We start from the raw sequence: 14,664 nt of genomic DNA on the forward strand, positions 1-14,664 counted from the left end.
GAGTCGCTCCATCAGATTGCTCATAGGATGCACACCTCCCCGCCAACGGTGTATTTCCACCGCCCCACCCGGTACCGGGGCCGCTCCTCGCCGAAGCAGCGCCACCGGATGACGTCATCCAACACGATGGCCAGCAGGATCAGCGGCGACCAGGCCGCCGAAAATTGTGGGCAAATCTGTCCCCACAGGTTGCCGGGCATCTGAGAGTAGTCCCAAATGCCCCAGCCCAGCCACACATTGACCACCAGGCCGGTGAGCAGCTCCACCAGGGTGGCCATGGCCACACCAATCAGGACTTGCCAGATGAGGCTTGTCTCCCAGGATAACAGCTCATTGAGTAACCCAACCGTGATAAAGACCACAGCCGCCAGCACAAACATGGTCCAGTGGCTGCGGGCCCGGAAGAAAACCTCCACGGTAACATAGGTAGAGCCGCCTACCCAGGCCAGGAAGGCATATTTAGCCGCCAGCATTGCCACCACCTCCCATGCTCTCGATGATGGGGGTGAGCAGGCCCATCTTGTAGGTGTACTCCTCCAGCCAATCCCCGGTGAGCGGCTGGCCCCACTGGACGTCCAGCACCTCCTCCACAGTAGTGAGATGGAGGACATACTTCTTCAGGGCGTTGTGATAGGTACGTTTTTTGGTCTTGTCGATGGCCAGGCCGTTGGAGATCTTCTCGGCGTCCGTGGCGGTGCACCAGAAACACTCCCCTGCCTGACCGTCCTCTCCCTCGCTCTGGTACAGCCAGCCGGGTGCTCCACCCTCGCAAGCTCGCAGCACCTGGTCGATATTGATCTGGTCTTGCTCATCTCCAGCAAAATGGCGCTCCACCCCGTCCTCCGTCGTGAGGGTGATTCCATCGTTGATAGCGGCGGCGCAGGCAGCGGACAGCTCTTCCAGCTTTTCGGATTGCACATCCTCCAGGGTGCGGGTGTCTACCTCGACAACCGGTTCATCTTCTACCCACACTTTCCCGTATTCGCCAGTAGTAGCGTTATAAGTTGTTTTCCAACTCATTTGTGCTCACCCCCTTTGCAAAGCCCGTACAACCTAAACCGTGTTCCGTTCGCCCATACCGCATACGTCGGGTCAACATTTATGCCAGTTACGCCAAAAAATTCAGTGGGACTGTAAAGCTGGATTGCCCTTTTTATCTCTGTGTATTCTTCTCCAGGCATTCCAACGTAATTATTGCGTCTCCCATTGAAATAGTTGGAATACAAGAAGCTGCCACCAACCACATTGTTGAGCTCAAAAGTTATATTATGAGACGTGAGAAGTCCGTGCCTTGGCTTAGTTACAACTCCAAAATACGGTGGGTATAAAAGATTTATGGTATTTACCCAAACGTCTTTACCGTCCTTTTTTCTGCAAAAAAATGTGATATACCTATACCGTCTGGCACCCATGACGACGCCTAAGATTGTCAACTGTACCTTTGTGTACAACTCTGGAATGTCAGAGATTCGAAACCCAACGGGTATCTCGAAATGGATCTTGGTCTCGTCAACGTTTTTGTTAAAATCGTCAGAGGCGTCCACGGTTATGGGTGTCGATTTATCATTACCCGTGACCATCACGTGGGTATCGTCAGTTGGGACCAAGAACAGATTTTGGTCAAGGCTCGTCCACTCGATTGGCATGGCGGTAGCGTTTGCATAAGCGTTTCCGCCATGCCAATCATTCCACACAAGCATTGCCTGAGTTGCCTCAGTCAAGCCGTGTGGCTCGGTGCATTCTCCGATGCCAGTCTCCCAATCAAACGACGTGAAGTGAATTTCCTGGTTGTCTTGCTGAATATATTCAGCCAGAAGGAGTTCACCGCCGGCCCCACCACCTCCAGCCTCCCCAAAGATATACCCGTTGCCCTCCGGGTTGACCATGGGGACCATCCCGGCAAACTCTGGACTTGGGGCGGGCAAAGCGGAGGCTGCATTTTGGGCATCCTGTTTTGCCCTCTCCGCCGCTTGGGCAGAGTTGGCGGCGGCCTGGGCAGACTGGGCCGCCCCGGACTGTGCATTCCCGGCTGTTTCTGCGGCACGTTCCGCTGCCACCTTGGCGGTTCCCGCTGCATCAGCGTGATCCTTTGCGGCGTTGGCTGCAGTATTTGCCTGGTCTGCGGATGTGTCGGCTGCTTCCTGGGACTCCTTGGCCGCCTCAGCGGACTTCTTGGCCTCATCCGCATAGGGGCCAGCAGAGGCAACAGCCTTGGCGGCCTCTTCGGATGCTTTCTGAGCTGCCTGGGCGGCCTGGTTTGCCTGTGTAGCCTGCTCCACCATCTGCTGCTCCCAGCTTGGCGTGGGCGGCTGCGGGTCCTCCCCGGCCTCCGGGTCAACGCCGTCTACCACATAGCCATAGGTGAGCCATACAGTGGGCTTGACGATTGTGCCGCCGTCCATGCCATCCAGGCCCATGCGGAGCTCGCCTAGCTCGGTCAAGACCTCCCATGGGATAGTGTTGGGCTGGTCTCGCTCCAGGAATACCACTTTCTCCACACTACTGGCCACGTTGAGCCAGTGGATGCGGACGGTTAGGTTGTCCCACTCCGAGTCCAGCCGGATAAGCACCGCCTCAGCATTGACGGTGCCCTGGGGGATGCGCTTGGGGTAGTGCGAATAGAATTGGCTTGATGCTACAATCACAGTGTCCATGTGATTCCTCCCTTCTTTGAAATCGTACATGATAATACTCACATGTGATTCCACTGTTTGACACCATAGAACACACCCATCGTTAAAATTCGACGGCCCACCAGCCCTTAGTACACTTGGCGCACAGTCAACTGTGTGCGCGGGTCATTGTTGACCGTGGCACTTCCGCCAGTCGGCACATATGCAGAGAGAGAGACTGTGCTACCAGCCTCCAGCTCAACGAGCGTAGGAGGCACTACCACACCGCCCACTCCGTTTGCAATTCCCGTGTGCATGGACGCCAGCTCATTCCCACCTGACTTGATGTAAGCGCCGCAGTACAGGGCCTCCGCAGAGCTTACAAAATACACACTCGCTGACACCTCATAGACCCCCGTGTGCTTGACGACTACCGCACCATTTGACACAGTAGCGCCACCATATGCGCAAAGGGCCAAAGTGACGGGGATATTTTTTTCTCCGCCAGTGAGAGGCACTGTGGCAGCAATCCTTGCAGTAATACCGCATCGGTCCAGACTCCGGCGGGAGATGGTCCCGTCCGCCTGCTGCTCCTCCAGATATACAGGGGTGGTGTGGAAAAAACCATCCGGCCCGTAGTAGAAAAGTGGCCACGCCTGAATGGATAGGACACTACTCTCTACACTAGATAGGAGGTCAGTAGCCCGGGCCTGGAAGTCGTAGGGGGACGTGTAGTCCAGTCCGGTGATGGCTAGGGTGGCATCATATCTGGATGCCCCTAGTCGTACCTCCATCGGCTCCCATGCCCCCCAACTGTCCTCACCAGTCAGGCGGTACCGGGCCTCCACGGTCAATGCATTGTCCGCAAGGCCAAAAGAGCCTGTAAACGCCGCCCCGCTGACGGCAAAGTTAAAGTTGCCCTGTCCATCTGGCAGCCCTTGTCCAATGTTACAGGTGAGTGGGAGATACTCCACCACATCCTTGGTCAGTGTCTTGGTAGCCGGGTTCCCACGGCTATCCTTTGCCGTAAAGACAAATGTGCCAGACTCCACTCCAACCATGAGGCCGTCCCCAGTGAGGGTACGGCTGCCACAGGTTACAGACTGGCTTACCAGCGATGCTCCCTTGACCGCTTTTGCCCCAATGGTAACCTGTGCGGTAGACTGATACCTCACCATCACTCCATCATCCCCAGTGAGTTTCAGAGTGGCCGGATTGGTGTCCCTTACCGTAGGGGCCAGGGTGGGGGCGGGATTTTTGATAGTGAGGGTGCGGGTGAGATAGGTGATAAAGGTCTGTCCGCCCACAGTGCTCTTGATGTAAAAGCGCACCTGAGCAGTGTTTTTTGTGGTGTCTACCAGCTGTAAGGCCTCCCGTTCCTGCTGGGTCAGTTGGAAGGTGTAGGGGCTGCCGGACACTGTGCGATAGTCGGCCAGGGCGTGGGTGCTGTCCTTGAAAATGCCAAGCTGCACCGCCACCCCAGCAGGATTATCGTACTTGACCACAGGGTTAGACTCATCGTCAAAGTCCGGGGCACTGGTAAGAGTGGCCCCACGGGGAATCCTGGTGAGAGCCATGGTGCCAGATCCAGACATGGGGCCCGGGGTATAACTGGCTGTAGCCATATCCAGAGAGTAGGCCACAGGCATGCTTTTAGAACCATCCGCATTGTGGGCGATCGTGGCCGTGCCAGAGAGCAGTGTCACCGCAGAGTAGGTGGCCAGGGTAACTTTTGGGGCAGTGTCCCGGTTTCGCTCCCCTACCGTCCTCCCGTCCAGCACCACCTTGGCACCCACCCCATACAGAGCAAAGTTTTTGGTAGTTGACTTGAGTTTGAGGGTGTAGGAAACAGTTGAGGTGTTCCCAGCGGTGCTAGTGGACTGCTCCACCACCGTCAGCTCCAGCGTATAGGTATTAGACCTTTGAGTGTAGGTCTTAGTCTGTAGCGCCATCACTGTCCCCCTTTAATCCAGAAACATCCCGTGTAGTTTTCACCAAAATTCTCAAATCGAGACCGGCCACCCACAATGAGATAGGTGGAGGCATGCAAGTTGGCAGCAGTCACCTGGTTGCCCTGGGCGGAGAGCAACACTTGCCCACTCTCCACCTGTACAACTCGCATACCCGAGAAGTCCACAGTTGTCGAAATCTCGGCATCCGTTTTGGTGACGGTCATACCTTGAGGGCCGAAATAACAACCATTCCGGGCATCTACATGGTCCACGCCCTGGGCAACCTGGTCTTTAAGATCATCCAAATCGCTCTGGCTGGCCATCGTGGAGAACTGGACCTCTCCAGTCTCTAAATTCCACCAAGAGAGTCCGTCTTGAGACCGGATTACCCCTGCTTGCAGGATGTTGGCGTTGAGCGTACCAACGTCCACAAAGTCCGCTACAATGTGACCGTCTTGTGTAATAGCAGTGGTGTATTCTCCGTTGTACCCCGCCGAACTGTGGCCAAACCCGCCTACATTCCACCGCCACACATTTTGGGCTGTCGTGATGTCTTGGGTATCAAGAATGACCTGCTCATAAGGAAGTCCAGCCCCATTGTACATAATGCGGATATTTCCGCCCTTTGCCCCGGTGATGGAATCCGTGGCTCCGCTCACAGCCTGCTGCAGATCGCTTTTAGATGGCTTTTGCTGGATTTGCTGGCCCTGGCTGATGATTGTATCAGTCAGACTTCCCCTGGCGTCTCCCAGTTCCACCTCGTTGTACCGCTCTCTCAGCACGTCCGTCTCAATGCGGATAACCTTGGCCGTGGCATCCACGCCAAGGGCCTCATACTGGACGGTGACGGTGTCGCACAAGTCCACTTTTTCCAGCAGCCGAAGGTCCGCAAAGTCCAGGGTCTGCTCCAGCTGGACAAAAGACACCTCAAGGCTCACCTTGGGCACTCCGATTTGATTGGCCGACACGTAGGACTCCGCCCGGGCCCTCAGCTGCTCAGGAGTGGGCGGCTCCTCCCACTCCCCGGAAAAGTCCACCGTGGTGATACGGGTGAAGTCGTAGGTGCCAGGGGCAGGGACAATGGGCGGATCACACACCACCAGGTTGCTGCCCTCGCTGTCCGTCCAAAAGGGATAAATCCCCGTAGCCAGATTGGAGTCATCACTGTCCTCGTTGATGTCGCTGAGATTTTTACCATATCGGATGGTAACGCCATTATCACGCCCACGCTCCTGGTAGAGCTTGACCACAAAACGGTCCCACTCGTACTCACCACCATACACGTCCAGGATGCTCCCCTCCTGGCCGCCCAGGACCGCCCGGGAGACAGAGGGGACGGTCACAGACCAGTCCGCCTCCGTGCTCTTGTCCGTCCAGTAACTAAATGGGCTTGAGGTAGCCACATTGGTCTCCAGGGCCACCATGGCCGCCGCTACGCTGCCAGCGCCGCAGGGGTTGAGCGGGACGCCCTGGAGGTCATAGGAGATGTGGCGGGCGTAAAAGGTCACACGCCCCGCCAGGGGCTTGGTGTGCCGATAAATGCGGAAAGGCTGCGGTTCACGGTAGGGGCTGGGGATGGCCCAGATGATGCAGCGTTTGGCGATCTCACCGTAGTGGATGCCTATAACGGGATAGACAAGCTCCAGCTCGTAGATGCCGTTGCGCTCCTCGGTGACGGTACAGGAGATGGCAGCGCTCAAAGCACCCAGGCCCTGGGTGGTAAAGTCCCGCTCGTCCGGCGGGAAAAGCACAGGTATCATACCGTCCACCACCTTGGCGTGATCTGCACGGACGTAATGCCGCCGGAGTAGGTGATGGTGGTCTCTCCCGCCTCCAGGACGGGGAAGCCGCCGGACACCTTGATGGTGCGGTTGCGATTTTCCGCACCATCATAGGCGTTCTGGACGTCACAGTCGATGGTGAGCCCGCCCTCCATCTCAGTGATGGTGATGGTGCTGCTGCCCACCCGCAGCTCTCCAGCCCCAGTCCCCGTGAGCTGGATCAGCGGCTTGGCGGGCATCCAGTCATTGGTGAGAGCCTGCCCAGAGGTCACGCCCACCGGGGTTTTCCCGGACTTAAGCCACCGCTGAGGCTGGCAGGTAAAGACCAGCTCCAGCTCAGCGGACAGATTTAAAAAGCGGGTGTCAAAGTCCAGGGGGCCGGCGAAGTAGCCCAGCCGAAAGCTCTCCGGGTGATAGTCGTCCTCGATGCGCCGCCAGCCAGGATGACCCAGGAGGTAGAGCCGGGCCTGGGCGGAGTACGCCGGAAACATGGTCCTGATAAAGGCGGGGTAGGAGACAGAGATGGGCTCCATGCGGTCCATGAGCTGGAGCAGCTCTCCGTGCCGCCCAGGCACGGGCTCCGTCTCCACCGCCCAGGCAGGGGCGTTGTAGGTGTTTTCCCCGCTGACATAGATTCCAAAGTCTTTGAGAGACTGTCCATCAATGATGAGGTTATGCATGACAATACACCGCCGCTTTCTGCTGGTATTTGGTCTCCAGCCTGGCTTCCACAATGTCCGCCAGCTTGTTGACATCCTGGCCGGGTGCGCCGTAGACGTACATGTTGATGCCGCCCACGTTGGTGGTCTTTTGCTGGCTGGTGAGGGGCTGCACCATGGCCCGAGAGCCCATCATGGTCAGCAGCTCCGGCCCAGCCTCGCCCACGATAGCGGAGCCCCGGGAGAGGATGCCGCCCTTGGCCAGGTACGGGATCTTACCCATGTACGGGATATTGATCCCAAAGCTCTTGCCCCCGACACCGGGAACCCAGCTGGGTAGGCTAAAGCTGATATTATTCAGGCCACCAATAAGCCCATTGATACCTCCAATGGCCCCATTGAGCAGTCCGATAATCCCATTGATGGGCGCCTTGGCTATGGCTGTCAGACCATCAAAGATCCCGCCAAAGATATTCTTGACGCCATTCCACGCCCGCTCCCAGTCGCCGGTGAACACGCCCCGGACAAAGTCAATGACACCATCAAAGATGCGCTTGACGGCATCCCAGATGTTTTTGACATTGGCGAAAAAGGCATTGAGCACATCACCCAGGCCCGGGCCAAAAATCTTGGTCCAGTCCGTCAGGAAGATGCCCTGGAGGAAGTCATCCACCCGCTGGAGAATGGCCTGGATCTCATCGCCCTTGGTGGCAATGAGGGCGACAAAGGCAATGATGGCAACGGTCAGGATGCCGATGGGGCCAGTCAGAAATGTAATGGCACTGGCCAAGGCCGAAGATGCTGCCGTCCCTGTGGTAGCCGCTCCTGTGTATAGGGCTATCGCCCCGCTCACCGTCGTCCACGCCGTAGTCATAAAGCCAACAACCGTAGAGATTCCAGAAATTACCCCTGCCAGTGGGCTGATAGCAGCTAGAAGAACCAGGGCAGTGACAATCATGGTCTGGGTGCTACTGTCCAAAGAGGTGAACCAGTTGATCAACTCCGTCACCATCTGTATTGCCGTGGTGGCGAAAGGGAGGATTTGCTCAGCCAATGCAGCCATGCTCTCTTGTAGTTCCAGGTTTGACTCCTTGTTGGCCAACATTTCCTCGTTATTTTTCGCCCATGCAGTATAGGTGTCATTCAGGCCAGCTTTTGCCATTGTTTGCAGTACAAGGTCTTGCTTTTCGGCGTCAGTAGCACAAGCTGCAAGTTGCGTTGAGAAGTTCTCAGCGCCCACACCAAGGCGGTCCAGCAGCTCACCAAATTGGCCAGTTGCTTTCCCGGTGGCCAAAGTCTCCTGGAGACTGTCCGCCAGGCTTTCCACCTTGAGAGTGTCCGGGAACCGCTGAGCGGCACCCGCTAAGCCCTCGACAGCCTTTTGCAGATTGCTCTCAGTAAATCCAGCTTGCAGGAGATTGGAAGTAGCCTCCACGGCACTGTCTGTCTCTCCAGACTGTACAGCAAAAAGCCTCCACGCCTCCCTGGCTGCATCTGCACTGACAGCATTCTCCTCGGCATTGGCCTCCAACTTGGAGAGGTCTGTGCGCAGTTCCTCAGTTGCTGGAATGGTAGCCAGGGCAGCCGTTGCAAGCCCCCCAACGGCTGCCGTCGCCGGTGCAAATTTCTGCTGGACACTGTCAGCTGCGGCAGAAACCTTATTTGCACCAGTTTGAATACTTTGAGCAGCTCCTCCCACATTTCCAACAGCGGTTGCGCTTTGGCCAGCCTGGTCCTCCAGCTTTCGCAATGCTGCCTCGGTCGCTGCGATCTCTCGCTGGAGTCCGTCATATTGCTGCTGGGAAACCTCTCCCTTTTTAAACTGCTCCTGCACCTGCTTCTCAGCGGTCTTGAGCGTGTCCAACTTGGACTTGGTCTCCCCCACGGCATCCGCCAGGAGCCGCTGCTTCTGCTCCAGCAAGGTGGTGTTGGTGGGGTCCAGCTTCAGCAGCCGCTCCACATCCTTCAGCTGTGCCTGGGTGTTCTTGATCTCCTTATTTGTGCCGGAGAGGGCCTTATTGAGGCCCGTGGTATCACCGCCCAGGACTACGGTGATACCCTTGATACGGTCTGCCATAGGTCACCCCCCAAAGAAGTAGTCAATGTCCTCCTGGGTTGCCTTGACAGGGTACTCCTCATGGTCGTTGGCCTGCTCAACGAGCATGTCATACACCATTCCCATAGTCATATCTGCCAGGGCCTCATCGGACAGGTGGAGCTCCGCACAGCGGAGCATAAACGTGGCCCCCGTCTCCTCCCGGACGGTGGGCCTTAACCGTTTTTTGGGACAGAGGTAGTTTTCTCCTGGAGATTCCACAGCGCCAAAATCTCGGGCAGAATCTCGTAGATTGAAAAAACATCGAAGCCTTCCAGCCACTCCTCCGGGGTGCTGGGCAGCTTGGGGTCATAGTGCCGGGCCATGATGTAGGCCACGTTTTCGAAGATCTCCAGGTCCAGCACCGACAGCTGGGCATCTTGGGTAGCCTTCTCGTAAGCCTCCAGATCCAGGAGGTACTGGGCCACGGTCTCATCGTCGGCATCCTCAGGCGGCTCCACCGGAGCAACCGCATTCGTTGCCTTAAGGGCCTTGTCAAAGGACTTCTTTAGGGCATTAAGGTCTCGCACAATGTCCCGGCCCATCTTGTGCCGGTAGAGGCGGGGAACCAAGGCCGAAGCCCGGAACCCCACCTCCTTCCCGTCAATGGTCAACACCTTGGTCATGCGCTGGCAGCCTCCTCTCCGGCGTCGGACTCAGCTGCCGCAGGCTCAGTCTGGGACAGAGAGGCCGCAGCGGCGGCAGTCTTCTTGTACACCTTTTCAAACCACTTCTGCTTGACGGTGGGCGTGGTCTCATCGGTGGTACGGGCCAGCACGTCACCATTTTCCAGAGGTACCGCAGAGATGGTACTCTTCTGCGTCTGGGGCGTCTTGCTGGCCTCATTGGTCTTGCTACCAATGCCCGGCCGGGTGCCGGAACAGTTATACATACAGTACCGACGCCCGTTGGCGTCGCCGTCGATCTCAAAGAGCAGCGCAAAGGGTTTGGGCTCCACTGTGGCGTTTTCGATGAGGACGTTGTCCGTATCGGTCTTGGTGTACCCCCAAATATCAACGAGCATGGAGTCCGGGTACAACGCAACTTCCAGTTCGCCCTCATACCCGTTGTTGGAACTACTCTGCCAATAGACGATACCATCGGCATAAAACTTGGTCAGCTCACCCTGCTGATCCAGCGTTAAGCTGACAGCGCCGGGAATCTTCACAGGTGTTCCCCATTCGGGGGGCTCACCGGTGGTAGTCATCGGCGCATAGTGGACATTTTTCAGGTTGAATTGGACTTTGTCAGCCATGTTACACCTCGATTTCATAAAGGATTTGGAAGCACTTTTCGTCCTCCAGGTAGGTCTCGCTCTTTTCCCAGTAGATCCCGGCCCCCGTGAGGGCTGCTTCCACCTTTCCCTCGGTGGCTGGGTCCTTGACCTGGGTGTAGAGCTCCACATTGATGTGGTTGATGGTGGCGTAGGCCACACCATCGGCAGCAAAGTTATTGGTGTATGGAGAGTAGTAGCACAAAAATGGGAGCGCCGGAGCACCGCCCTCCGGGAAGGACCGATAAGCCACCGGCAGGCCTGTGCTCTCCAGCAAGGTTTTTACATCCTCCATCGTCATTTGACCATCACCACCACCTTGTTCTCCAGCCGCTTTTCCGCAGCCTGTTCAGCAGGGCCGATGTGGGCCTTGCCCTCCACTCGTCCCCCGTTGACCTTGGCATGGCCATTCTCCAGCAGATGGGTGAGGGTGGGCTTCTTCCGGTTGTACACCCGGACCTGCACTGTGTTGCGGCCCTCGCTCTCGGTTGTGGAGGTCCAGCCGGAAGCGTAGTCACCGGAATCAAAAGGAGATGTGGCCTTGAGCTGTGTCACCATCTCCTTAGCGGTCTGCTTAACCTCCCTCTTGAGGTCGTCGGTGACTTCCTGGCTATATCCAGCCAGCTCCTCGGCCAGAGTGTCCGCCAGGTCGTCAATGCTGATGTCCATCAGACACCCACCTTCCTCTCCAGATACAGCTCGATGTACTCGGAGTTCTCCGGCCGGTAGGTGCGGTACACAGAGTACCGCCGGGCGCTCTCACCCTCTCCGATCACCACCACTGGCTGGTCGGCGTAGTCCAGCGCATACACGATAGCCACCAGCTGGGGCTGGAGGCCCTGCTGTCCAGCTGCCGCCCACTCAGACCGGGAGACGCTCTTGAGCTTGGCCCACACAGGGGACGATGGGCCGTCCACGGGAATGCGCTGTCCCAGGCTGTCTGTCTGGTAGTTCTGGGCTATGAGGTAGATCTGCTCATCCACCGCCCACCACCTCCTCCTTTGGCAGCAGGGCCAGCACCGTTTTAAGCCGATCATAGGAGTGCTCATACATTGCCGCCTTGCCCATGTAGTCGTACCGCCACTTGCAATACTGCCGGATGGCCTCATCACTCAGGGCGTTGTCCACACCAGGCGGCATTCCGGCACTCTGGAGATCCAGCACAGCAGCGGCGATGGTACCCTGCACTTCCTGATCCAGGACAGCGCTGCTCATGCGCAGCGCCAGCTTAATCTCTTGGACAGTAACCATGTGGCCTCCTTTCCGGGAGGGCGGCGCTCAGGCCGCCCTCCCTTGTGTCCAAGTTGGACACATTAGGCACTGGCACGCTTAAAGACACACAGGGCCTTTTTGTCGGCGGGCTTGCCATCGGCCAGAGCCATGGCCCGGTACACGGTGGAGCCGCTGCGGAACGCCACAGAGCCATCACTCTCCACCACGGGAGCCTTGGAGAAGTTGAATTTGTAGCCCTCCTTGAAATTGCCGAAGATGACAGTGTCGGCAGCGCAGTTGTCATCCACGATGGCAGGGTAGCCCAGAACCAGGAATTTTTCAGGTGCCTGAGGGTCGGCCACAACCACAGGCTTTCCGTTTGCATCCGTCATGCCCAGCACCTCGGTGTAGAACATGGTGCTGTCCATTGCAATCTTGCCCCCAATCCGATACTGGGAGGGGACGCTCTTGAAGATGGAGAGAAGGTCCTTGTACGTCATTCCAGCCCTGGTAAAAGTACCAGTCTGGGTAATCTGCCCAGACTTGAGAATGCCGGTGGCCTGACTGGAGCCAGTGCCATTGAAAATAGCCGCAGCCACAGATACAGCAATCTTGTTGGCCAGTCGACTCACCAGCCAGCTCTCAAAGGCATCAATGCCCATATCCTTGACATCGGCAGTGATCTCCACCGTCTTGATGAGCTTGTAGGCACCCAGGCTGATGATATCCAGCGCATCAGCAGAGTCGGTGGCAGCGGTGCCCATGGGCACCCAACTGGCATCATTGACGGTTTTCTCCACAGGGTAGGACACATTGCCGGGAATGTAGGTAACGTCCACAGCGGCAATGATAGGGGTCTCTTCCAGCTTTCCAACCACCATATTCATGGTCTGGGTGGGAATCACTGCGCTGGCAGTCACCGCCGCCCGCTCCTCCGCCGTCAGGGCCTTGCCCTGCAAATTGCGCAGCCAGGCGGAGCGATACTCCGCAGATTCAGGGGTGTAGGTGCGCTTCTCGGGCAGGCCCTGGTCAAAGGTGCGGATCACCGTGCCGCCGCCGGCGGACAACTCCTTCAGGATCTGGGCCCGGCGCTCAGCGGCCTGGTCGATCTGGTTGAGCTCATCCTTGAGAGTGCGGACCTCTGTTTCCAGGGCATCCAGGTCAGCCCCGGGCTGCTCAACCACCTGCTTAATCTCTGCCAGGCGGGCCACAATAGCATCCCTGCGGTCACTCATGGTACCGGGAGTGGCAAAGAACTGGATGCCAATTTTGTTTTTCTTCATGGTCATACCTCCAATAAAATTCTGATTTTTTTGGCTCTCCGCACGGCAGCCTCCGCTGCCAGCCGCTCCTGCCGCTCTGCCTCGATCACTCCGTCAAGCCAAGAGCGTGCGGAAATATCGGTAGACGGGTTGGCGGGCAAAGACACTGCCGACACGTCATATACCTTCTTGATTCTCAAAATGCGCCGGGTGTGGGTAACCCGGTCGTAGGATTCCTCGGCCACGGTAAAGGCCCAGGACATCTTGGTTATAAGCTGGTTGCTGATCTCCTCATGGAGATTTCGGGCCGCCACGCTTTTGGACAGGTCAGCGGCCACAAAGAGACCAGTGAGGTCCGGGACGATGATTAGTGTCCCATTGGACTGCCGGGCCAGCACATTGCCCCTGTGGTCATACTGCATGATAACGTCCGACATGTCCGCCCCCACCAGGGCGTTGCGGTCAATGACCTCCTTGTACTGCACCCCTTCCTCCTCAAACAGCACATAGGGCTGGTTAAAGGTGGTGGCGTAGCCCTCCACGTAAAAGTCGGTGTCAATCCGCTTGTTAGCTGCCGTCGGCAGCAGCAGGCTCATGGCTCGGTACTCCCGGCCCGGCACCACTGGCATTTTCCTCTCCTCCTTCGTCTAAAATCACGCCGTCTTCCCGGTTCAGGGCGGACACTTCTGCATATTCTCGCCGGATGTAATACTTTTTGGCATCCGGCGTGCCAATGGGCGGCATCTGCAAAATCTCCATGGCACCCTCCCCGTTGAGCAAGCCACGGTCAAAGAGATCCCGCACAGCGTTGAGCTTGTCCCCCATGGTCATGTGCTGGAGCCGGTTGGTGGAGAAGGCAATCTGCTTGCCCCTGGCCACCTGATCCATGGAATAGGTCATGTTGGTGTGGACAAGCCCCGCCTCAATGGCAAAGGGCTCCACCTGGCTCTCATAGTAGGCCGCCCACTGATCCGGGGTATACTTGGCCTGCAAGATGGCGTCATTCATCCCAAAGTAGTCAAACACGCTCTCCCGGATCTGCTCCGTCTGCTTGGCATCCACGATGTAGGGCTGGGAGAGGATCTGCTTGACGCTGGAGTATTTTACATCAAACATCATCACGCCGCCGGTGTTGTCCGGCCCCAAATTGTCCGCCACAAATCGCTTCTGCTCCTCTTTCATAGCCTCGGGCTTGAGGTTTTGGGACAGCTGGGCCAGGAAGCGTGGATTGCCGGAGGCCTTGACCCCGTTGATGATGCTCTGGTTCTGGGCGTGGATTAGCTCCATCACCGGCCGCAGAGCGGCATTTGTCTCCCCAAAGAAATCATCCCGGTACTGCATCTGGGTCATAATTCCCGTCCGCTCCAGCTCCACCGTGGCAACCTGGCCATAGGGAAAGGAAAAGCGCATGTACGGCACCCCACCGGACTCTACCACCTGGGCCTGACTGGGTCGCACCGGGTAATACCCAGCCAGCCGGTCAATGCTGCCATCCTCATACACAGGCACAATAAAGGCAGTGTTTTCCGCCTTGTAGATGGTGGCCAGCCGGTACAGGTACTTCTTTGTGTCCTGCCACGGGTTGGGTCGGTAGTCCAGCACCCGCCCCATCTTGCCAGAGCCGGGGCCAGACACCACCGGCTTGAGCTTGGACACATGGGTGGCAAAGGTGTCGATGCACGCCCGGGTCAGGTACATCTCGTACAAGCCGCCGTCAAAGCTGGTGTATACCGGGGTGTAGCCGCCCAGGGTGCGGAACCAGGAGTACATCTCCCGCTCCGCTGCCTTTTTCGGGAACAGCTTTTCAAACAGTCCCAC

17 protein-coding genes are annotated in these 14,664 nt (G+C 57.4%); all 17 read right to left on the reverse strand.

The features are described 5' to 3' along the window. Positions 1–20: 20 nt before the first annotated feature. A complete protein-coding gene (locus B5F22_RS03270) occupies positions 21–473 on the reverse strand; it encodes a hypothetical protein (protein ID WP_087390801.1) in 453 nt (150 codons plus the stop codon). Next, entirely contained in the window at positions 460–1,020 is a 561-nt protein-coding gene (locus B5F22_RS03275; protein WP_143482171.1) for a hypothetical protein, read from the reverse strand. Before B5F22_RS03275 ends, B5F22_RS03270 begins: the two co-directional genes overlap by 14 nt. Next, a complete protein-coding gene (locus B5F22_RS12425) occupies positions 1,017–2,654 on the reverse strand; it encodes a hypothetical protein (RefSeq protein ID WP_087390807.1) in 1,638 nt (545 codons plus the stop codon). The genes B5F22_RS03275 and B5F22_RS12425 overlap by 4 nt, the downstream gene beginning before the upstream one ends. A gap of 107 nt (positions 2,655–2,761) precedes the next feature. After that, positions 2,762–4,564 (reverse strand): DUF859 family phage minor structural protein, encoded by a 1,803-nt coding sequence (locus B5F22_RS03285; RefSeq protein ID WP_087390810.1) that lies wholly within the window; start codon positions 4,562–4,564, stop codon positions 2,762–2,764. After that, positions 4,564–6,324: a phage tail spike protein gene (locus tag B5F22_RS03290; protein ID WP_087390813.1), complete on the reverse strand. Its 1,761-nt coding sequence runs from the start codon at positions 6,322–6,324 to the stop codon at positions 4,564–4,566. Before B5F22_RS03290 ends, B5F22_RS03285 begins: the two co-directional genes overlap by 1 nt. Further along, on the reverse strand, positions 6,321–7,025 hold the full coding sequence (locus B5F22_RS03295) for a hypothetical protein (protein ID WP_087390816.1): 705 nt from the start codon (positions 7,023–7,025) through the stop codon (positions 6,321–6,323). Before B5F22_RS03295 ends, B5F22_RS03290 begins: the two co-directional genes overlap by 4 nt. Beyond that, positions 7,018–9,081, reverse strand: coding sequence for a hypothetical protein (locus tag B5F22_RS03300; protein ID WP_087390819.1), 2,064 nt, complete (start codon positions 9,079–9,081; stop codon positions 7,018–7,020). The genes B5F22_RS03295 and B5F22_RS03300 overlap by 8 nt, the downstream gene beginning before the upstream one ends. Positions 9,082–9,084: 3 nt before the next feature. Beyond that, positions 9,085–9,240: a hypothetical protein gene (locus tag B5F22_RS12430; protein ID WP_204210514.1), complete on the reverse strand. Its 156-nt coding sequence runs from the start codon at positions 9,238–9,240 to the stop codon at positions 9,085–9,087. 35 nt (positions 9,241–9,275) lie between these two features. Then, positions 9,276–9,725 (reverse strand): hypothetical protein, encoded by a 450-nt coding sequence (locus B5F22_RS03305; protein ID WP_087390822.1) that lies wholly within the window; start codon positions 9,723–9,725, stop codon positions 9,276–9,278. After that, entirely contained in the window at positions 9,722–10,354 is a 633-nt protein-coding gene (locus tag B5F22_RS03310) for a major tail protein (RefSeq protein WP_087390825.1), read from the reverse strand. The genes B5F22_RS03305 and B5F22_RS03310 overlap by 4 nt, the downstream gene beginning before the upstream one ends. 1 nt (position 10,355) lies before the next feature. After that, entirely contained in the window at positions 10,356–10,667 is a 312-nt protein-coding gene (locus B5F22_RS03315; protein WP_087390828.1) for a hypothetical protein, read from the reverse strand. A gap of 2 nt (positions 10,668–10,669) precedes the next feature. Then, entirely contained in the window at positions 10,670–11,041 is a 372-nt protein-coding gene (locus B5F22_RS03320; protein WP_087390831.1) for an HK97 gp10 family phage protein, read from the reverse strand. Further along, the gene (locus B5F22_RS03325; RefSeq protein ID WP_158096600.1) at positions 11,041–11,355 is read right to left on the reverse strand and encodes a phage head closure protein; all 315 of its coding nucleotides are present in this window, start codon (positions 11,353–11,355) and stop codon (positions 11,041–11,043) included. Before B5F22_RS03325 ends, B5F22_RS03320 begins: the two co-directional genes overlap by 1 nt. After that, positions 11,348–11,623 carry a hypothetical protein gene (locus tag B5F22_RS12250; RefSeq protein ID WP_158096601.1) on the reverse strand — a complete coding sequence of 92 codons (276 nt, stop codon included), beginning with the start codon at positions 11,621–11,623 and terminating at the stop codon, positions 11,348–11,350. Before B5F22_RS12250 ends, B5F22_RS03325 begins: the two co-directional genes overlap by 8 nt. Positions 11,624–11,685: 62 nt before the next feature. Further along, a complete protein-coding gene (locus tag B5F22_RS03330) occupies positions 11,686–12,867 on the reverse strand; it encodes a phage major capsid protein (RefSeq protein ID WP_158096602.1) in 1,182 nt (393 codons plus the stop codon). A 2-nt stretch (positions 12,868–12,869) separates the two neighbouring features. Then, complete coding sequence (locus B5F22_RS03335) at positions 12,870–13,475, reverse strand: HK97 family phage prohead protease (protein WP_087390840.1); 606 nt, start codon at positions 13,473–13,475, stop codon at positions 12,870–12,872. Continuing rightward, on the reverse strand, positions 13,414–14,664 hold the full coding sequence (locus tag B5F22_RS03340; protein ID WP_087390843.1) for a phage portal protein: 1,251 nt from the start codon (positions 14,662–14,664) through the stop codon (positions 13,414–13,416). The genes B5F22_RS03335 and B5F22_RS03340 overlap by 62 nt, the downstream gene beginning before the upstream one ends.

The sequence above is a fragment of the Pseudoflavonifractor sp. An187 genome, assembly GCF_002160275.1.
GTDB classification, from domain to species: Bacteria; Bacillota; Clostridia; order Oscillospirales; family Oscillospiraceae; genus Enterenecus; species Enterenecus faecium.